The organism is Streptomyces sp. NBC_00873 (assembly GCF_045207415.1).
Taxonomy (GTDB): domain Bacteria; phylum Actinomycetota; class Actinomycetes; order Streptomycetales; family Streptomycetaceae; genus Streptomyces.
In genome coordinates this window covers 4969579-4987529 of record NZ_CP108803.1, presented here as the reverse complement: position 1 = coordinate 4987529, position 17951 = coordinate 4969579, and the positions used below count along the sequence as shown (strand labels likewise).

Below are 17951 nucleotides of genomic sequence, written 5' to 3'. Positions count from 1 at the left end.
GCACCGCCAGGCTCCTCCTAATACCCGGTGCTGCTCAGCCGTTTCAGTTCATCCGGCCGGTCGATAGTCAGCTTGTTGCGTCCCGTCGTCACCCAGCCGCGCCCGCGCCACTGCTCAAAGACACGGCTGACCGTCCGCCGCGAGCTGAGGACGAGTCCGGCGAAGTCGTCCTGGGACAGCGGCAGGGCGATGAGGACGGATCCATTGCCCTCGGGGCGCCCGTACTCCCCGCCGAGCTCCAACAGCAGTGCGGCGAGCCTGGCCTGGACAGCTTCGGAACCGGCGGCGGCCCGGTGGCCGTCCGCCTCGCGCAGGCGCTCGGAGAGCACCTGCTGGAGCGCGAGCGCGATGGCGGGCGTGGACCGGGCGGCGGCACGGAACAGGGACGACGGGATCATCAGGGCCTCGACCCGAGTCAGCGAGGTGAGTGTGGCGGAGCGCGGTCCGCCGTCCAGTGCGGCCTGCTCGCCCAGCAGGTCCCCGGCGTTGCGGATGGCTAGCACGGCCTGGTAGCCCCCGGCGGAGTTGGCGGCGACCTTGGCGCAGCCGCGCCGGACGACGAGCAAATGGTCAGTGAGGTCGTACTGCCGCAGCAGGGTTTCCTTAGGTGGGAAGGCAACCATGCGGCCGATGTCGCGCAGTTGGACCCTGGCGTCGTCGTCGAGCAGCGACCAGAAGGGCATCCGGCGCGGGCGGCGGTGGGGTGCGCTGTCCACAAAGGCCGTTTCAGACGAGAGCGACAACGACGGCGACCAGCAGACTGCCGATGACGGCCAGCAGCAGCGATTGCTGGACACGCCTGTGCTTCGTCCAGGCGATCGCGCTCATGACAACGAGCTGGCGGCTGAGGGTGGGCAAAGGATCGGCGCGGGCGAGCCGCTGGGCGAGGTCGTCGGGGGTCCAGTGGCGCAGATGGCCGTAGAAGAGGAACTCGTCCTCGCCGGGGTTGGGCGAGCGGCCCTGGCCGTTGTGGCGAGGGACGACGACGAGAACGGCGAGGACCGCAGAGAGCCCGATGAGTGCTACTCCCAGCCAGAGGATGACCTCGGCGACGCCGGTCACGCGGTCGAGGGAGCGGCCACTGCCGGACAGCGCGGCAATTCCGGCGAGGGCGGCGGACTCCATGGCCAGGGCGAAGGACGCCTTGGCGTCCACCGTGCGGGTCGACTCGTGGAGCGAGGCGTGGATCTGCCAGGCGATCTTCGCCGCCTCAGCCCGGGACTCTTCCTGCGACACTGGAGCCCCCCAATTCTCGACACCCCGCCACTATAGCCACGGTCAGGCCGGGCCAGCACTCCATCCACCATGTCGATTGCCTCTGGTCCAGCCGGAATTGAAGTGAACCGTCCGGGGATTGATCTAGACTCCGGACCCCGGCCGGACCACGCTTGACGCTCGATCCAGGCCCTTTCCGTGAGCTCCACTCGGCCGACTCCGACCCCGTTGACGCCGTGAACCCGGCCGCCGTCGAGGCCATGGCCGAGGTCGGCGTCGACATCTCCGCCGAGACCCCCAAGATCCTCACGGTCGAAGCGGTCAAGGAATCGGACGTCTGCATCACCATGGGCTGTGGCGACACCTGCCCGGTCTTCCCCGGCAGGCGGTACCTCGACTGGAAGCTGGAGGACCCGGCCGGCCGGGGCGTCGAAGCCGTCCGCCCCATCCGCGACGAGATCAGGGCGTTGGCAGAGAGCCTGATCGCCGAAATCGCCCCGCGAGACCGGGCTCCCCTGAGCAGCGACGCACCGCGCTAGTCGGACTCGCGCGGTCGGGCCGTCCGCGCAGGCGGCAATCCGGCACCTCGCGACGCGCCGCATCCCCCAGCCCCGGACGCCCGGAATGCGCGCTTCGCACTCACATGCGAATCTGAAAGTGGCCCCTCGTCCGAGATCGGCTACAGGAGGCGTAATCGTGAGCAAGAAGCAGAGCCGACAGAATCGCGGTGCCCGCACGGGTGGCCACGAACGCAGCGCGTCCGCGGAGACGAAGGATCAGACGCAAGCGCATATCCGAGAAGCTCCTGGGCCGGTGCGCGCGATATCGGAGCAGGTCTCTCACCGGAAGCAGCGTAGGTTCGGGCACAACTGATCTTCGGCGGCCGACCGTGACCGAAGCGCTGTGGTGGCACCCCGCGTGGGGGCCACCACAGAGTGCGCCCGTCGGCCTGAATCCGCGCAGCCCCCGGCGCCATCTGTGGCGGCGCCCCCGCGGGTATGCCGCTGATGCCGCGGCCGGCCTGCGGAGCCGTGTGGTGTCGCGTGAGCGGTCACCCGCCCCGTTCTGTGATCCACCCGACGACGAGAACCGTGTCCCCTGTGCCCGGGCGCACGGTCAGCGCGACCGCTCCGCAGCCGTCGGCATCGGCGCCGGGTTCAGGTCGCCGGGCACGAGCGGGACCGGATCCGCCACTTTGCCCGGCCACCGGGCCCGATGCCGCGCACCCCTTCGATGATTTCGTAGCACCTCCCGCGCCGAGTGCGGACTCCTCGTCCGGCGCGTTCGCCCGGTCGGTTGCGACCGTGAAGCGCATCGCGGTGAACAGACCGCCCGCTGCGGCACGTTTCGATGTCGATACCGGGGCCGGTGGTGATCCCGGCCGTCAGGATCCGTCGTACTGCCGCCTGCGAACCGAATACCGGCATCGTCATCCCGGTCGCCGGGCAGACCGCAACTGTGCGCGCTGCCGATACCGGGGGCGACGGGGCCCGTCGTGGCCACGGTCAGGGTGACCGGTCCGTCGTCCGACGGGAGCAGGTTCTTGCGCACGCGGCGCAGCTCCTGGGGGCGGGGCGCCGAAGTCCAGCTTGCCGCCGCTCGGCCGACCGTGTCCGAACACCGCTCACAGTTCGGCGTCGGTGAGCGTCTGACGAGCCGACGCCCAGCCGGCCTCGGCGACCTCCTCGGCCGCCGCCGGCGGGTATGTCGCCCTCGGCGACTCCTACTCGGCCGGCGTCGGTTCGGGAAGCTATCTCTCCGACTCCGGCGACTGCCACCGGAGCACCAAGGCCTACCCCTACCTGTGGGCGGCGGCGAATTCGCCGTCCTCGTTCGCCTTCGTCGCATGCTCGGGTGCCACGACCAGCTCCGTCGCCGGCAGCCAGCTAGGTGTGCTGAGTTCGTCGACGACCCTGGTGAGCGTCACCGCGGGCGGCAACGACGTCGGTTTCGCCGATGTCATGCAGGACTGCGTCCTGTACAGCGAGTCCACCTGTGTGAGCGCGTCCGACGTGCTGAACGGTGTCATCGCCAAGCCCAAGGCCGCGGGGCCGTCGGGCGGCTATCTGCCCGCCTTCCGCTCGGTCGCGTAACACGCAACGGGTAAGAGGTATCGGGTAACGCGTTCGTGCGGTACGGAAATGTGGCGGTCCGCCGGGACGTCTCCGGTGGGCCGCCACACGTCTGCCGACCCGCTCAGGCGCGGCCCGCGGTGCCCGGCCGGGGCAGGGCGAGGGCCGTCGCTGCGGCGAGTACGGCGGTGACGGCCGCTGCCCACCAGCCGTGCCGGAACGCGTCGAGTGCCGCGGCCGGGGTCTCCGGGGTGGCGAGCAGGGTGACCATCAGGGCGACGCCGAGGACCGAACCGGACTGGCGCGCCATCGTGGTGACAGCCGATCCGGTCGCGAACCGGGTCGGTGGCAGGGCCGCCGCAGCCGCGCCGACCAGAGTGGGCAGGGCGAAACCGACGCCGATGCCAGTGATCAGCAGGCCGGGCACGAACCCCGTCGCGTAGTGCGGAGCCGTATCGAGCGCGACCGCCCACCAGCCGAGGCCGACCGCGAACAGCAGGCAGCCGAGCGCCGCCGTGCGGCCCGCGCCGAGGCGGCGGACCACCGGGCCGGAGGTGACGGCGAGCGCCGGGACGACCGACGGGCCGGGCGCGATGGCCAGTCCGGTACGGATCGCCGAGTACCCCCACACCTGCTGGCACCAGAGCACCGAGGTCAGCAGCATCGCCGCGAACGCGACGGTGAAGAGGAGCGCGGCAAGGGTGGCAGCCGCGAAGGCCGGGGTGCGCAGCATCGGCAGTTCGACGATCGGCGCGTTGTGCCGGGCCGATCGCAGCCAGAACGCCCCGCCGAGCGCGATCGCGGCGACGAGCGAGCCGATCACCTCCGGCGAACCCCAACCCCAGGCATCGGCCTTGACCAGTCCGAGCGCGAGCGCACCGATGGCGAGCGTGAGCACGGCCGCGCCGACCAGGTCCGGGAAGCAGCCGTCGCGGTCCGGGCGGGCGTCGGGCAGCAGCCGGGCCCCCGCCACCAGTCCGGCCGCACCGACCGGCACGTTGACGAGGAACACCCAGCGCCAGTCGGCCTCCACCAGCAGCCCACCGATGACGGGACCGAGACCGGCGGCGATGCCCCCGATCGCCGCCCAGCTGCGGATGGCCCGCGGTCGGCGCTCCGGCGGGGTGTTGACGAGCAGGAGCGCCAGCGAGGTCGGCATCAGCGCGGCGGCTCCGGCGGCCTGCAGGGCGCGGGCGGCGACCAGCCAGCCGACGCCCGGGGCTACGGCGCAGAGTGCGGAGGCGACGGTGAAGACCGTCAGCCCGAGGAGGAAGCCGCGCCGGTGCCCGTACCGGTCGGCCAGCCGGCCCGCGACGACGAGCAGGGCGGCGAAGACGATCGCGTACGCGTTGAGCACCCAGGACAGCGAGGCGAGGGAGCTGCCGTGGAAGGAATCGCCGAGGGCGGGGACGGCGACGTTGACGATGAACAGGTCGAGGTTCACAACGAAGACACCGGCCGAGATGATCCAGGCGGTGGCACGGGAGCGCGCGGCCGTGCCCTTCGCCGCGGGCGGCGCGAGGTCAGCCGCCTTCGTTAGTGAGTTTGATTCTCCAACTGTCATGGCGGCAAGGTAGCGCCAGTAAGTTTGAGATGGCAACCTTGTAAGGGTGAGTGCAATGAACGGTTCCGTGAGCCGGATCGACACAGGTGCCCTGCCCGGGCGGCCCTGTTCCGCCGCCGCCACGCTGCATGTGGTGGGCGAGAAATGGGCGCTGCTCGCGGTGCGCGAGATCTTCTTCGGCAACCACCGGTTCGAGGCGATCGCCCGCAATACCGGGGCGCCGCGGGACCGCCTCGCGGCCCGGCTGCGCTCGCTGGAGCAGGCCGGGGTGGTCGAGCGACGCCCGTACAACGAACGGCCGCCGCGTTACGAGTACCACCTGACCGAGGCGGGCCGGGACCTCGCTCCGGTGATCCGGGCCCTGCTGGACTGGGGCGACCGCTGGGTGCTCGACGAGCCGCCCGTCGTCATGATCCATGAGCCGGGCGGCGTCCCCCGGCCAGGCAGCACGGATACCCCTGTCGACGGCGGGCACGGGCACGATCTCGACGCCGCGTGGGTCTGCCGCACCTGCGGCGAGGAGGTCGTGATGAACACCCTCACCGTGGACGTCCGCGTCCCCGGCTGGGACCGGGCCGGCCCCACCCCCGTGGAGGCCGCCCCTGAAGCCGCGCCTCAGTAACGCTCGGCGAGGTGCTCCCGCCCTGCCAGGGGCTCGTACGGCTCCGGCCAGAAGTCCGTGATCTCCACGATCCGGCCCTGGTCGTCCCCCGTGAAGAAGTGGATGGCGTGCATCTCTTCCAGGCCTACGGTGAACAGCGTCCGAACGGCCACCTGTTCGCCTGCCCGGTCGGCCACGATCCGTTCAACACGGACATGCCGGTCCCCCGGATACTCCCGGTTGAACCGGAGATACCGCTCCTTGCCGCGGATGCGCTCGCGGGTCTGCGGCAGGTCGTAGAAAACCTCCTCGGCGAGCGTCGTCGCGAAGGTGTCCCAGTCACGTGTCTCGGCCGCGGTCCAGTACGTCTCCACCGTGGCGCGCAGATCGGCAGTCATGGTTCGAGTCTGAACCCCACCACTGACAACCGGCCTTCGCTCAACCCGCAGCCGGCTTCGACGCCTTGATCGAGTACATCAGTGGAATGCGGGGCCGGTCGGACGGGAAGCGGTGGAACCCGTCGGCATGCCGCTCCAGTGCCGCGAACCGCTGGAAGAGCGAGGCGTCGTGCTCGTGCAGGAACTCGATCCGCAGTCCGGCGGCGGCCAGCGCCGACACCACGTCACCGACGGGGTGCTGCCACTCGACGCTCCGGTTGTGGACGGTCGGTGCGTCGAGGTCCGCGTACGTACCCGGCGTCTCGTCGACCCATGCGTCGCGGCTGAAGTAGTCGTACGTGATCGTCGAGCCGGTCGCGTCGTCGAGGCAGTCGGTCAGCGGATGGAACTCCGCGAGATAGAGGAATCCGCCGGGCGCGACGAGCGCGGCGGCGATCTCGGCCCAGCGGTGGGTGTCCGGCAGCCAGTTCAGCGCACCGACGCCGGTGTAGACGATGTCGTAGGAGGTGTCGGGGACGGCCTCCGCCGCGTCATGCACATCGGCGGCGACGAACGCCGCCCGGTCCGGGCTGAACCCGAGCTCGCGGGCCAGACCACGGGCGGTCTCGACGGCAGGCTCGGAGAAGTCGAGCCCGACGACGTGCGCTGCGCCGTGCCGGGCCCAGGAGAGAGTGTCGAGCCCGATGTGGCACTGCAGATGCAGCAGCGACTTTCCCGTGACGTCCCCGACCTCCGCGAGCTCGAACGCGCGCAACGCGTCCTTGCCCGCCCGGAAGGCGTCAAGGTCGTAGAAGTCGCTCGCCGTATGGATCGCCACGCGCTCATCCCAGCGCGCGCGGTTGGCCTCGCGCCAGTCGTCCGGAGTCGGGGAGTACATGTCAGGGAGGTTATCCACAGGCTGAGGACGATGTGAACGGATTTTCCGGGCCCGACGCAGAATGGGGGGCATGACTGAGATCACTGGCTCGACGACCGACTCCGCTCCGGCGCGGGCGAACGGCACTGTTCCGGCACAGACGACCGATTCCGTTCCGGTGTGGGAGCAGCGCTTCCGGGCGCCCCGGGTGTCGTTGCCCGACTGGGCGGAGGACGCGCCGGACCGTGCGCTGTTCGTCTCCAACGCGACGGGGACGTACGAGCTGTACGCATGGGACCGGGCGAGCGGGGATCAGCGGCAGGTCACCGACCGGCCGAACGGGACGACGGACGGGGTGCTGACCCCGGACGGCGAGGCGATCTGGTGGTTCGACGACACCGACGGGGACGAGTTCGGGGTGTGGATGCGCCAGCCGTTCCACGGCGGTGGTGGTGAAGGGACGGCGGACGTGCCCGCGGCTCCCGGTCTCGCCCCCTCCTACCCGGCGGGGCTCGCGATCGGGCGGGACGGGACGGCGGTGATCGGCCGCTCCACCGACGAGGACGGGACGACGGTCCATGTCGTACGGCCGGGGTCCGCGCCCGTCGAGATCTACCGGCACCGCGAGTCGGCGGGCGTCGGGGACCTGTCGCACGACGGGACGCTGATCGCCCTGGAGCACACCGAGCACGGCGACGCGATGCACTCGGCGCTCCGCGTGGTGCGGCCGGACGGAACGACGGTCGCCGAACTCGACGACACCAAGGGGGGTACCGAGGAGCTGGGGCTGACCGTGCTGGGCTTCGCGCCGGTGGCCGGAGACACCCGGCTGCTGATCGGGCATCAGCGGCGGGGACGCTGGGAGCCGATGATCTGGGACCCGGTGGCGGGGACGGAGACGGACCTCGCGATCGATCTGCCCGGCGACGTGGGCGCCGAGTGGTATCCGGACGGCTCCGCGCTGCTGATCGTGCACGGCTTCGAGGCCCGCAGCGACCTGTGGCGGTTCGAGCCGGGCACCGATACCGCTCCGGTACGGGTGGAGACGCCGGCCGGATCGGTGTCGGGTGCCACGGCCCGGCCGGACGGCACGGTGGAGTATCTGTGGTCGTCGGCCGCGCAGCCGCCCGTCGTTCGGTCCACGACGGGTGGGATGGTGCTCGATCCGCCGGGCGCGAAGGCTCCGGAGTCGGTTCCGGTGGAGGACGTGTGGGTGGACGGTCCGGGCGGCCGGATCCACGCGCTCGTGCAGCGGCCCGCCACTCCGGCGGAGGGACCGTTCCCGACCGTCTTCGAGATCCACGGCGGCCCCACCTGGCACGACAGTGACGAGTTCGCGTCCGGGCCCGCCGCCTGGGTGGACCACGGCTACGCGGTGGTCCGGGTCAACTACCGCGGCTCCACGGGCTACGGGCGGGCGTGGACGGACGCGCTCAAGCACCGGGTCGGCCTGATCGAACTGGAGGACATCGCGGCGGTACGGCAGTGGGCGGTGAAGTCCGGGCTCGCGGACCCGGAGAAGCTGGTGCTGGCCGGGGGCTCGTGGGGCGGCTATCTGACCCTGCTCGGCCTGGGTACGCAGCCGGACGACTGGGCGCTGGGCCTGGCGGCGGTCCCGGTCGGCGACTACGTCACGGCGTACCACGACGAGATGGAGGCCCTGAAGGCGATGGACCGCACACTGTTGGGCGGCACGCCGGAGGAGGTGCCCGAGCGGTTCGAGGCCTCGTCCCCGCTGACGTACGTCGACGCCGTGAAGGCACCGGTCTACATCTCGGCGGGAGTCAACGACCCACGCTGCCCGATCCGCCAGGTCGAGAACTATGTGGACCGCCTGAAGGACCGGGGCGCCCTGCACGAGGTGTACCGGTACGACGCGGGGCACGGCTCGCTCGTCGTCGAGGAGCGGATCAAGCAGGTGCGGCTGGAACTCGACTTCGCCCGACGGCACCTCGGGTAGTCGGCGTCCGGGCCCGCGCCGTGGCAGGCGACGGCGCGGGCCCGCGCCAAGGCCCTGGTGGCGCCCGGGCCACGCGGGGGCCCGCGCCACGCTCCGGCGCGGCGTCCCGCGCCGACCTCCGCCCCGCACGGCGGCGTCCCGGGTGACCGGCATCCTGGCCCGGGCGGGTGGGGGTGCTTGCGGCACCCCGGTCCGGGATGCCGGAGCGGGGACCGTACCGTGGAGGGGTGTACCGGTTCCTGCTGACCCCGCGATGGTGGGGGATCAACCTCTTCGCCGTCCTGGCCATCCCGTTCTGCGTCTTCATGGGCACCTGGCAGCTCGGGCGCTTCGAGGACCGCGTGCAGACACACGAACAGGCCCAGGAGCAGCCCGCCCCGGGCAACAGGGCCGCCGAACCGCTCGACGATCTCCTGCCGGTCGACAAGGTGACGTCCGGGCGCCCCGCCACCGCGACGGGCCGGTACGCCGACCAGTTCCTGGTGCCCGGCCGGGAACTCGACGACAAGAGCGGCTTCTACGTCCTGAACCTGCTGCGCACCGACAGCGGCAAGGCGCTTCCGGTGGTACGCGGCTGGCTGCCCGGCAAGGCAGGGCAGACCGCGGTTCCCGCCGCTCCGACCGGTGAAGTCACCGTGACCGGCGACCTCCAGGCGTCCGAGAACGCGGGGACTGCGGGCGTCGACCCGGCGGGCGGACTCCCGGACGGCCAGCTCGGCATGATCAGCGCCGCATCGCTGGTCAACCTCGTCCCGTACGACGTGTACGACGCATGGGTGACGCTCCAGGACACCGACAGCAAGAGCACCGACGCCAAGAACAGCGGGGCCACTGCTCTGCGCCCCGTACCCGCCGTCGCGCCGCAGGGCAGTGGGCTCGACCTGAAGGCGTTCCAGAACCTCGGCTACACCGGCGAGTGGTTCGTCTTCGCCGCCTTCGTGCTCTTCATGTGGTTCCGGCTGGTCCGGCGCGAGGCGGAGGCCGCGCGGGACGTGCGGCTCGGCCTCGCGGACGATGCTGACACGGACAGCGCCTGAGGCGTGCTGACACACATACGTGCGTCGTCACGTATGTGCGTCGTCACGTATGTGCGTCGTCACGTATGTGCGTCGTCACGTATGTGCGTCGTCGCTACGCCGACGGGGCGATCACGCCCGTCCGGTAGATCGTGCCCGCGCAGGCGTTGGGGATCGTCGCCGCAGCGACCTGCGAACCGGGCTCCGGAGTGTGCGTCACGGCGACGCTGCCGTCCAGCGTTCCGCCATCGTCCGCGCCACCGAGCTGCGGGTCCGTCTGCGACGTCCCTTCACTGGTGCCGCCGCTGGTACCCACGGCGTCGTCGGTCGGCGTCGGGTCCGGCGAGCTGCCGGCGGTCGGGCAGGTGTCCTTCGGTACCCAGGCGAACTGCACCTCGTACGTCATGGACGGCTTCAGCAGCACCGCGCCCGCCTCCTGCGACGGGTCGGGCAGTCCGGCCGCCGGGTCGCCCGCGGTGTGCTGGACGACATCGATCCTGGCCGGGTCGGCCGCGCCCGTCGTCTCGAAGCCCACGGTGCCGCTGCTGGTCACGGAGCAGTCCGTGCCGGAGGTGTTGGAGATACGGAACGTGCCGTACACCGTGCCGTCGGCACCGGGCGCGCCCGCCTGGGCGGAGGCGACACCGAGCTGCCCCGGGTCGCAGACCGGCGTCGAAGCCGCCGCGGTCTCGGCAGGGTCAGCGCCTCCGCCTGACGCGCTGCCGCCTGTGCCCGTGCCGCCGCTGCCCGAGGGGCTGCTGGTGCTGTTGGGGTGGCCGTTGGAGCCGTTCTTGTGTCCGTCGGTGCCGCCGCTGTGGCTCTTCTCGTCGGCCTCCGAACCGGAATCGACGCCGTTGCCGCCCTGGGCCTGCTCGCCGTGTCCGGCGATGGCCGGGTTGGCGGTGTCCGAGCCGGTGGAGCGGGCGACATGGACGAACGCGGGGACCGCGGTGCCGATGAGCAGCGCCGCCGCCGCCATGCCGACGACGACCTGCCGCCGCCGGGCGCGCCGGGCGGGAACGGCACGCCGCAGGTGGTCGAGGGCGCCGTCGGTGGGTGCGAGGTTCTGGACGGCACCGTGGAACATGCGGCGCAGTGCGAGCTCGTCCAGGTCGGGGCCGGAGCCGCCGGCTGCGCCGGAACCGTCGTCGGAGTCCGTGCCGAAGAGCTCCGACAGACCTCCGAGCCCGGCCATTCCGGCGGGATCGTCGCCACCGTCCTGCGCCTCCTGCGCGCCTGCCTCACCCGTCACGGATGCGGCAGCCTCCGTGACGGCATCCGTATCCGACTGCGGATCCCGATCCCCGTTCGGCTGCGCGTTCGAGGTGTTCTCCGGCCCGTGGTTCACAATTCCGTTTCCAGTCCGGTCAATCCCACGCTCATGCGTGCGTGCTTGCCTGCGCTCGCGCCAGTTCATGCCTGGGCCTCCATCACGACGCGAAGCGCCGCGATACCGCGCGAGCCGTACGCCTTGACCGAACCCAGCGATATGCCCAGCGTCTCGGCCACCTGGGCCTCGGTCATGTCCGCGAAGTAGCGCAGCACCAGCACCTCTCGCTGGCGCCGTTGCAGCCCCCGCATCGCTTTGATCAGCGCGTCCCGCTCCAGCTGGTCGTACGCGCCCTCCTCGGCGCTCGCCATGTCGGGCATCGGCTTGGAGAGCAGCTTCAGCCCGAGGATGCGGCGGCGCAGTGCGGAGCGCGACAGGTTGACGACCGTCTGGCGCAGGTACGCGAGTGTCTTCTCGGGCTCACGTACCCGGTTGCGCGCCGAGTGCACGCGGATGAACGCCTCCTGCACCACGTCTTCACACGACGCGGTGTCGTCCAGCAGCAGGGCCGCGAGACCGAGCAGCGAACGGTAGTGGGCGCGGTAGGTCTCGGTGAGGTGGTCAACGGTGGTTCCGGCTGCCACTCTGCGCTCAGCGCCCTCGCGCTGCGACGGGAGCTGGGCGGGGCGCGCAGCGGGCATGGGCGCAATCACCGGCATACCGCCGGGTGCGCGGGGCCTCCGGAGCGGACGCACTGAAGCGCCCCGCAACGGGCCCACCACTGTGATATCGAGAACCTCTGCCACGCCTGTTGGACACGTTTCCCCCCGTCAGGGTTGTACGCGTACGGCACCGCGTTTGGGGCTGTGCGACATGCCCTCATACGTACCTGCTCTTCCCCGAATGCCACGATTTCGCGCCCCGCCGCGCAAGAAGTGACCGCATAGACGCGCGCTCCCCGGCCGCCGGTTCCAGCACGCCAAAGGTCATCGTCGGGCACCGGAAGGTCCCAGCTCAAGAGATTCTGACGAGCAACTTGCTCACAGGTGGTCCACAGAGCGTACAGAAACGATCGGATCAGGTCCGGGGAAATTCTGCGGCCACCGCTTCGGCGATCTGCGCCACGTTCAGCGCCGCTCCCTTGCGGAGGTTGTCGCCACAGACGAACAGCTCCAGGGCGCGCGGATCGTCCAGCGACCGCCGCACCCGCCCCACCCAGGCCGGGTCGGTGCCCACGACGTCGGACGGCGTCGGGAAGTCACCGGATGCCGGGCTGTCGAAGAGGACGACACCCGGCGCGGTCGCCAGGATCTCGTGCGCCCGGTCGACCGCGACCTCGTTCTCGAAGCGGGCGTGCACGGACATGGAGTGTGTCGCGATGACGGGTACGTACACACAGGTCGCCGCGACCCGCAGGCTCGGCAGGTCCAGGATCTTGCGGCATTCGTCGCGGATCGCCAGTTCCTCGGAAGACCAGCCGTCGCCGGCGTCGGTCCCGGCCCACGGCACGACGTTGAGCGCCACCGGCGCGGCGAACGGCGAGTCCTCGGCGTCCCCGAGGGCGCGGCGTACGTCCCCGGGCTTGGTGCCCAGTTCCGTGCCGGCGACCATCGACAGCTGTTCGCGCAGCGCCACGACGCCGTCGCGGCCCGCGCCGCTCACTGCCTGGTACGAGGAGACGACGAGCTCCCGCAGCCCGAATTCGGCATGCAGCGCACCGACGGCGACGATCAGCGACAACGTGGTGCAGTTGGGGCTCGCGATGATGCCGCGCGGCCTGATCCGTACGGCATGGGGGTTGATCTCGGGCACGACCAGCGGCACGTCCGTGTCCATCCGGTACGCCGCCGAGTCGTCGATGACGACGACACCCTTGGACGCGGCGATCGGTGCCCATCGTGCGGACACGTCGTCGGGCACCAGGAAGAGGGCCACGTCCACGTCGTCGAACACGTCCTCGGTGAGTTCGACGACTTCGGTCTCCTCGCCGCGTACGACCAGCTTGCGGCCGACCGAGCGCGACGAGGCGATCAGCGTCACATCGCCCCAGACGTCCGCGTGCTGCGAAAGGATCTGGAGCATGACGCCGCCGATCGCCCCGGTCGCTCCGACGACCGCGAGCGAAGGGCGGCGAGGTGTCATCGGCCGGTGCCCCCGTAGACGACGGCCTCGTCGGAGTCGCTGTCGAGGCCGAAGGCGGTGTGCACGGCGCACACGGCCTCGATGACGTCGTCGGCGCGGGTGACCACCGAGATGCGGATCTCGGACGTCGAGATCAGCTCGATGTTCACACCGGCGTCGGACAGCGCCTCGAAGAAGGCCGCGGTGACCCCGGGGTTCGTCTTCATACCAGCGCCGACCAGGGAGATCTTCGCGATCTGGTCGTCGTAGCGCAGCGACTCGAAGCCGATCGTGCCACGGTTGCGCTCCAGGGCGTCGATGGCCTTGCGGCCCTCGGCCTTCGGCAGCGTGAACGAGATGTCGGTCAGACCGGTCGACGCGGCGGAGACGTTCTGCACCACCATGTCGATATTGATTTCCGCGTTCGCGATGGTGCGGAAGATCGCGGCGGCCTCGCCCGGCTTGTCGGGCACGCCGACGACGGTGATCTTGGCCTCGGAGACGTCATGGGCGACTCCGGAGATGATCGCGTGCTCCACCTTCTGGTCCCCTTGCGGCTCGTTGCTGACCCAGGTGCCGCGCAGTCCGGAGAAGGACGAGCGGACGTGGATCGGGATGTTGTAGCGGCGTGCGTACTCCACGCACCGGTGCAGCAGCACCTTGGAGCCGGACGCGGCCAGCTCCAGCATGTCCTCGAAGGAGATCCAGTCGATCTTCCGGGCCTTCTTCACGACCCGCGGGTCGGCGGTGAAGACACCGTCCACATCGGTGTAGATCTCACAGACCTCGGCGTCCAGCGCGGCCGCGAGTGCGACGGCGGTGGTGTCGGACCCGCCGCGGCCGAGGGTGGTGATGTTCTTGCCCTCCTGGCTCACCCCCTGGAACCCGGCGACGATGGCGATGTTGCCCTCGTCGATCGAGGTCCGGATACGGCCCGGCGTGACATCGATGATGCGCGCTTTGTTGTGGACCGAGTCGGTGATGACGCCGGCCTGGCTGCCCGTGAACGACTGGGCCTCGTGGCCCAGGTTTTTGATCGCCATCGCCAGCAGGGCCATGGAGATCCGCTCTCCGGCGGTCAGCAGCATGTCGAACTCACGCCCGGCAGGCATCGGTGACACCTGCTCGGCGAGATCGATCAACTCGTCCGTCGTGTCGCCCATCGCCGACACCACGACAACCACCTGGTTGCCGTTCTTCTTGGCATCGACGACTCGCTTGGCGACACGCTTGATGCCTTCGGCATCGGCTACGGAGGAACCTCCGTACTTCTGCACGACAAGGCCCACGTGCGCTCCTCGCTCAATCCATTACTGCGGTCGACTCAGTTTAACGAGCAGTCCGGAATCGCCCCGCTGATATCGCATCGTGAGATGTCCCGCTCACCACGTGATCATCGGCGTGTCGCCCGGACTGCCCGTACGGGTCTGCTGCCCGGTGATCCCGGTACCACGCCCGCATGTGGCTCAGCCCACACCGGGCAAGGTCCGCGATCTCCGGGTCCGCCCCCTCCAGAGTGAACCGGAACCCCACGGACCGCCCCCGGACACTCCCCCCGATGCACAAGCCGCTCCGCACCCTCCCGCTGCTTCTCGCCCTCGCCTCCGTGCCCCTGGCCGCCGCCCCGGCCCATGCGGGCGGCACCTGCTTCGCTACCGACACGGACGCACGCGTGCGATCGCAAGGCGGCCGGAAGTCCTTGAGTGGGATCTCCCCTGCTCGAACGAAGCTGAGAGCTCGGGGAAGGAGCCACCAGGGCTTTTGGCCAACGCGGCGAGCGGGCGTGCCGGGCGGTGCGACAGGGCAGAGCTTGCCGGGAGGGGCACTAGTTCACCGGGCGCAGTCCCAGCGGTCCCGCGATCTCCTCGGCCATGACCCGACCCGCCTCCTCGGCCAGATCGTCGTCGACGGTCTCCGAGTCCGTGTCCAGCCCGTCCAGTTCCTGGAGGGGCTGGTTCAGGCGGATGTGGGCGACCAGGGACTGGAGGGCGCGCAGGGTGGCGGAGGCGGTGGAGCCCCAGTTGGAGAAGTAGGAGAACTGCCACCACCACAGCGCCTCGGTGGCGCGGTCCTCTTCGTAGTGGGCGAGGCCGTGACGCAGGTCCGTGACCAGGTCGGCCAGGTCGTCGGAGATGCGGGCCGGGACCGGGGCCTTGCGGGGCTCGTAGGGGTCGAAGACCTCGGAGTAGACGTCGATCGGTTCGAGAAGGGCCGCGAACCGCTCGCGCAGGCCGTCGGCGTCCGGTTCGGCACCCAGGTCCGGCTCGTAGCGCTCGTCCGGGAGGACGTCCTCGTACGCGCCGAGCCGGCCGCCCGCGAGGAGCAGCTGGGAGACCTGGAGGAGCAGGGTCGGGACAGCCTGCTCCGGCTCGTCGACCTTGGAAACCTCGGTGACCGCGACGATGAACGTCTTGATCTGGTCCGCGATCTGGACGGCGAAGTCGTCCGGATCCTGCGTGACGGAATTCAGCGTGGCGTCAGACATCGAGGGGACCTCCCGTGGGCACGGTCGCGAACGGTGAGTAGAACATAGCGCCGCTCAACGTAAAGCCGCCGTGAGACGTCAAGGTTTCGTCCGCAAGGATCCCGGCCGTGGTGCGGGTGTCGTACGGGGCGGGGTCAGACATCCAGCAAGCGCCTCCCCTCGAAGGCGCGGCCCAGGGTGACCTCGTCCGCGTACTCCAGGTCGCCGCCCACCGGCAGCCCGCTGGCCAGCCGCGTCACCCGCAGCCCCATGGGCTTGATCATCCGCGCCAGGTAGGTCGCGGTGGCCTCGCCCTCCAGATTGGGGTCGGTGGCCAGGATCAGCTCCGTGATCGAGCCGTCGGCCAGCCTCGCCAGCAGCTCGCGGATGCGCAGATCGTCCGGGCCGACGCCCTCGATCGGGCTGATCGCCCCGCCGAGCACGTGGTAGCGGCCCCGGAACTCACGGGTCCGCTCGATCGCCACGACGTCCTTCGGCTCCTCGACCACGCAGATCACCGTCTGGTCGCGGCGTGCGTCGCGGCAGATCCCACACTGCTCCTCCTGCGCGACATTGCCGCACACCGAGCAGAACCGGACCTTGTCCTTGACCTCCAGGAGGGCCTGGGCGAGACGGCGCACGTCGGTGGGCTCGGCCTGCAGGATGTGGAAAGCGATCCGCTGCGCGCTCTTGGGACCGACGCCGGGCAGCCTGCCCAGTTCGTCGATGAGGTCCTGGACCACGCCTTCGTACAACGGAACGCCTTCCTGAGCTGAGTGCCTCGACTGCTACTGCTGTTGTTGTCGTGGTACGAACGGTAGTTGCTGTGCAGGCGGATCAGAAGGGAAGACCGGGCATGCCGCCCAGCCCCTGGGCCAGCGGGCCCAGCTTCTGCTGCTGAAGCGCCTGCGCGTTCTCGTTCGCCGCCTGGACTGCGGCGACGACGAGGTCGGCGAGCGTCTCGGTGTCCTCGGGATCGACCGCCTTGGGGTCGATCACGAGGCTGCGGAGCTCGCCGGAGCCGGTGACGGTCGCCTTCACCAGACCGCCACCCGCCTGACCGTCGACCTCGGTCCTGGCCAGCTCCTCCTGGGCCTGGGCGAGGTCCTGCTGCATCTTCTGGGCCTGCTGCAGCAGCTGCTGCATATTGGGCTGGCCACCACCGGGAATCACGGTCACTCCTGGCATTTCGACGACAATGTTTCGGTATGCCGAGCCTACGTGGTCACCGGGAACCGCGCCCCACCCACTGTCGAGCAACTCTTTCGGGTGAGATCCGGTCAACTACGACAAGACTCCTATACCTGATCACAGGGCATGCACACCCGGGAATACCGCGATTTCGGCCCCACGGCCCACCATTCGGCGGTAGGAAGGGCATGCATATCAATACGCACACGTGCGTCGTCCGTCACGCAGGGTTACGCGAGCGGAACGGTCGGCCGCGTCGAAGGTCCGCCCGCTGTCGCATGCACGTGTCCCATACGCGCGTCCGAAACGCCGAAACGCCGAAAACACAGAGTGCAGAGGAGTGCCCCGGTGAGTCAGCCGGAGATGCAGCCCGAGAGGGCGCCCCGCAACGAGTCCGGCGCGCCCGGTTCGGCCGTTCCGCCGGGCTCGGGCCCGGGCTCCGGGCCGGGCTCGGAGCCGCGCTCCGGCTTCCGTGCGCGGGGCCGGGATCTGACCGGACAGCCGTTCCCGCTCGGCGACTGGGGCGAACCCGCGGAACGCCTCGACGAGCTGTACCGCTGGGTCGAGGCCGAGGCGCTGCGCACCGCCGGCTGGTATCTGAACGACCGGGTGTGGAAGCGACGCGGCGCCAGGGCGCTGCGGATCGGCACGGCGGCCGGGGCGGTCGCGGGCGCGGCGCTGCCGCTGCTCGATCTGACGGGCGCGCTGCACGGGGCGGCCGGCTGGGGCTATCTCTCACTGCTGCTGGGTGCCGCCTGCATGGCCTGCGACCGGTACTTCGGCCTGACCTCCGGCTGGATAAGGAACCTCGCCACGGCGCAGGCCGTGCAGCGCCGGCTTCAGGTGCTGCAGTTCGACTGGGCGTCGGAGTGCGTACGGGAGGTGCTCGGGCCGACCGAGGGGACGGCGAGCGAGGCGGCTGAGCGGTGCCTGGGGGTGCTGCGGCGGTTCTCCGAGGACATCACGGATCTCGTACGGTCCGAGACCGCGGACTGGATGGTGGAATTCCGGGCCGGGCCTGCGCCGATGGGGATGCAGGCACTGGTCTCGGGGAGCGGGATCGGCGGGCGTACGGAGCCGGGGGCGGCGCAGGGGCGGTACCCGATGCAGTCGGTGACCCGGCCGAACATGCCGCGGCAGCGACCACCGGAGTCACCACGGTGACGGTGGTCCCGGTGGGCGGTGACTCCGGTGGGCGGTGAACTCGGCGGTCCGGGCCGCCG

Annotated in this window: 16 protein-coding genes and 3 pseudogenes; 6 read left to right on the top strand and 13 right to left on the bottom strand. The window is 70.5% G+C overall.

Annotated elements, in window-relative coordinates; translation table 11 throughout:
• Positions 1–17: 17 nt before the first annotated feature.
• Positions 18–716, bottom strand: a complete 699-nt coding sequence (locus OH809_RS23000) for a Crp/Fnr family transcriptional regulator (protein ID WP_406420615.1) — start codon at positions 714–716, stop codon at positions 18–20.
• Positions 717–726: 10 nt separating this feature from the next.
• Positions 727–1236 carry a Pycsar system effector family protein gene (locus OH809_RS22995; protein ID WP_078839924.1) on the bottom strand — a complete coding sequence of 170 codons (510 nt, stop codon included), beginning with the start codon at positions 1234–1236 and terminating at the stop codon, positions 727–729.
• Positions 1237–1415: 179 nt separating this feature from the next.
• Between OH809_RS22995 and OH809_RS22990 the strand changes: the two are divergent.
• Both OH809_RS22990 and OH809_RS22985 read left to right on the top strand, forming a co-directional pair.
• Positions 1416–1754, top strand: a pseudogene (locus OH809_RS22990) (phosphotyrosine protein phosphatase); the annotation flags it as partial.
• Positions 1755–2876: 1122 nt separating this feature from the next.
• Positions 2877–3221: pseudogene (locus OH809_RS22985) on the top strand (GDSL-type esterase/lipase family protein); the annotation flags it as partial.
• A gap of 190 nt (positions 3222–3411) precedes the next feature.
• On the opposite strand, the gene OH809_RS22980 reads toward OH809_RS22985, so the two are convergent.
• Positions 3412–4851: an MFS transporter gene (locus OH809_RS22980; protein WP_406515490.1), complete on the bottom strand. Its 1440-nt coding sequence runs from the start codon at positions 4849–4851 to the stop codon at positions 3412–3414.
• Between the two features lie 55 nt (positions 4852–4906).
• Here OH809_RS22980 and OH809_RS22975 point away from each other — a divergent pair, with 55 nt between their 5' ends.
• On the top strand, positions 4907–5473 hold the full coding sequence (locus OH809_RS22975; RefSeq protein ID WP_406515489.1) for a winged helix-turn-helix transcriptional regulator: 567 nt from the start codon (positions 4907–4909) through the stop codon (positions 5471–5473).
• On the opposite strand, the gene OH809_RS22970 is transcribed toward OH809_RS22975, so the two are convergent.
• Positions 5467–5850: a nuclear transport factor 2 family protein gene (locus OH809_RS22970; protein WP_406420618.1), complete on the bottom strand. Its 384-nt coding sequence runs from the start codon at positions 5848–5850 to the stop codon at positions 5467–5469. The two genes, OH809_RS22975 and OH809_RS22970, sit on opposite strands and share 7 nt — an antisense overlap.
• Before the next feature lie 40 nt (positions 5851–5890).
• Positions 5891–6727, bottom strand: coding sequence for a class I SAM-dependent methyltransferase (locus OH809_RS22965; protein ID WP_406515488.1), 837 nt, complete (start codon positions 6725–6727; stop codon positions 5891–5893).
• A 70-nt stretch (positions 6728–6797) separates the two neighbouring features.
• Between OH809_RS22965 and OH809_RS22960 the strand changes: the two genes are divergently transcribed.
• The gene (locus OH809_RS22960; protein WP_406420620.1) at positions 6798–8666 is read left to right on the top strand and encodes a S9 family peptidase; all 1869 of its coding nucleotides are present in this window, start codon (positions 6798–6800) and stop codon (positions 8664–8666) included.
• A gap of 227 nt (positions 8667–8893) precedes the next feature.
• Complete coding sequence (locus OH809_RS22955; protein WP_406515487.1) at positions 8894–9703, top strand: SURF1 family protein; 810 nt, start codon at positions 8894–8896, stop codon at positions 9701–9703.
• A gap of 94 nt (positions 9704–9797) precedes the next feature.
• Here OH809_RS22955 and OH809_RS22950 read toward each other — a convergent pair whose 3' ends face one another.
• The 8 genes and pseudogenes from OH809_RS22950 to OH809_RS22915 form a co-directional block, all read right to left on the bottom strand.
• Positions 9798–10934: a hypothetical protein gene (locus OH809_RS22950; protein ID WP_406420622.1), complete on the bottom strand. Its 1137-nt coding sequence runs from the start codon at positions 10932–10934 to the stop codon at positions 9798–9800.
• Positions 10924–10989, bottom strand: a pseudogene (locus tag OH809_RS22945) (hypothetical protein); the annotation flags it as partial. The pseudogene OH809_RS22945 and the gene OH809_RS22950, both read right to left, overlap by 11 nt.
• Positions 10990–11095: 106 nt before the next feature.
• Entirely contained in the window at positions 11096–11671 is a 576-nt protein-coding gene (locus OH809_RS22940; RefSeq protein WP_406420623.1) for a SigE family RNA polymerase sigma factor, read from the bottom strand.
• 358 nt (positions 11672–12029) lie between these two features.
• Entirely contained in the window at positions 12030–13094 is a 1065-nt protein-coding gene (locus OH809_RS22935; protein WP_406420624.1) for an aspartate-semialdehyde dehydrogenase, read from the bottom strand.
• A complete protein-coding gene (locus OH809_RS22930) occupies positions 13091–14362 on the bottom strand; it encodes an aspartate kinase (RefSeq protein WP_406420625.1) in 1272 nt (423 codons plus the stop codon). Before OH809_RS22930 ends, OH809_RS22935 begins: the two co-directional genes overlap by 4 nt.
• 536 nt (positions 14363–14898) lie before the next feature.
• The gene (locus OH809_RS22925; protein WP_406420626.1) at positions 14899–15558 is read right to left on the bottom strand and encodes a DUF5063 domain-containing protein; all 660 of its coding nucleotides are present in this window, start codon (positions 15556–15558) and stop codon (positions 14899–14901) included.
• 134 nt (positions 15559–15692) lie between these two features.
• Positions 15693–16292, bottom strand: a complete 600-nt coding sequence (recR, locus tag OH809_RS22920) for a recombination mediator RecR (protein ID WP_393298163.1) — start codon at positions 16290–16292, stop codon at positions 15693–15695.
• An 82-nt stretch (positions 16293–16374) separates the two neighbouring features.
• On the bottom strand, positions 16375–16710 hold the full coding sequence (locus OH809_RS22915) for a YbaB/EbfC family nucleoid-associated protein (RefSeq protein WP_078839945.1): 336 nt from the start codon (positions 16708–16710) through the stop codon (positions 16375–16377).
• A gap of 381 nt (positions 16711–17091) precedes the next feature.
• On the opposite strand from OH809_RS22915, the gene OH809_RS22910 reads away from it, so the two are divergent.
• Positions 17092–17892, top strand: a complete 801-nt coding sequence (locus OH809_RS22910; protein WP_406425041.1) for an SLATT domain-containing protein — start codon at positions 17092–17094, stop codon at positions 17890–17892.
• The last annotated feature ends 59 nt before the right edge of the window (positions 17893–17951 follow it).

Excerpts from the sequence above, each read along its gene's own strand:
- OH809_RS22980 (WP_406515490.1), bottom strand. The coding sequence starts at position 4,851 with ATGACAGTTGGAGAATCAAACTCACTAACGAAGGCGGCTGACCTCGCG.
- OH809_RS22975 (WP_406515489.1), top strand. The coding sequence starts at position 4,907 with ATGAACGGTTCCGTGAGCCGGATCGACACAGGTGCCCTGCCCGGGCGG.
- OH809_RS22970 (WP_406420618.1), bottom strand. The coding sequence starts at position 5,850 with ATGACTGCCGATCTGCGCGCCACGGTGGAGACGTACTGGACCGCGGCC.
- OH809_RS22965 (WP_406515488.1), bottom strand. The coding sequence starts at position 6,727 with ATGTACTCCCCGACTCCGGACGACTGGCGCGAGGCCAACCGCGCGCGC.
- OH809_RS22960 (WP_406420620.1), top strand. The coding sequence starts at position 6,798 with ATGACTGAGATCACTGGCTCGACGACCGACTCCGCTCCGGCGCGGGCG.
- OH809_RS22940 (WP_406420623.1), bottom strand. The coding sequence starts at position 11,671 with ATGCCGGTGATTGCGCCCATGCCCGCTGCGCGCCCCGCCCAGCTCCCG.
- OH809_RS22935 (WP_406420624.1), bottom strand. The coding sequence starts at position 13,094 with ATGACACCTCGCCGCCCTTCGCTCGCGGTCGTCGGAGCGACCGGGGCG.
- OH809_RS22925 (WP_406420626.1), bottom strand. The coding sequence starts at position 15,558 with ATGTCTGACGCCACGCTGAATTCCGTCACGCAGGATCCGGACGACTTC.
- OH809_RS22910 (WP_406425041.1), top strand. The coding sequence starts at position 17,092 with ATGCAGCCCGAGAGGGCGCCCCGCAACGAGTCCGGCGCGCCCGGTTCG.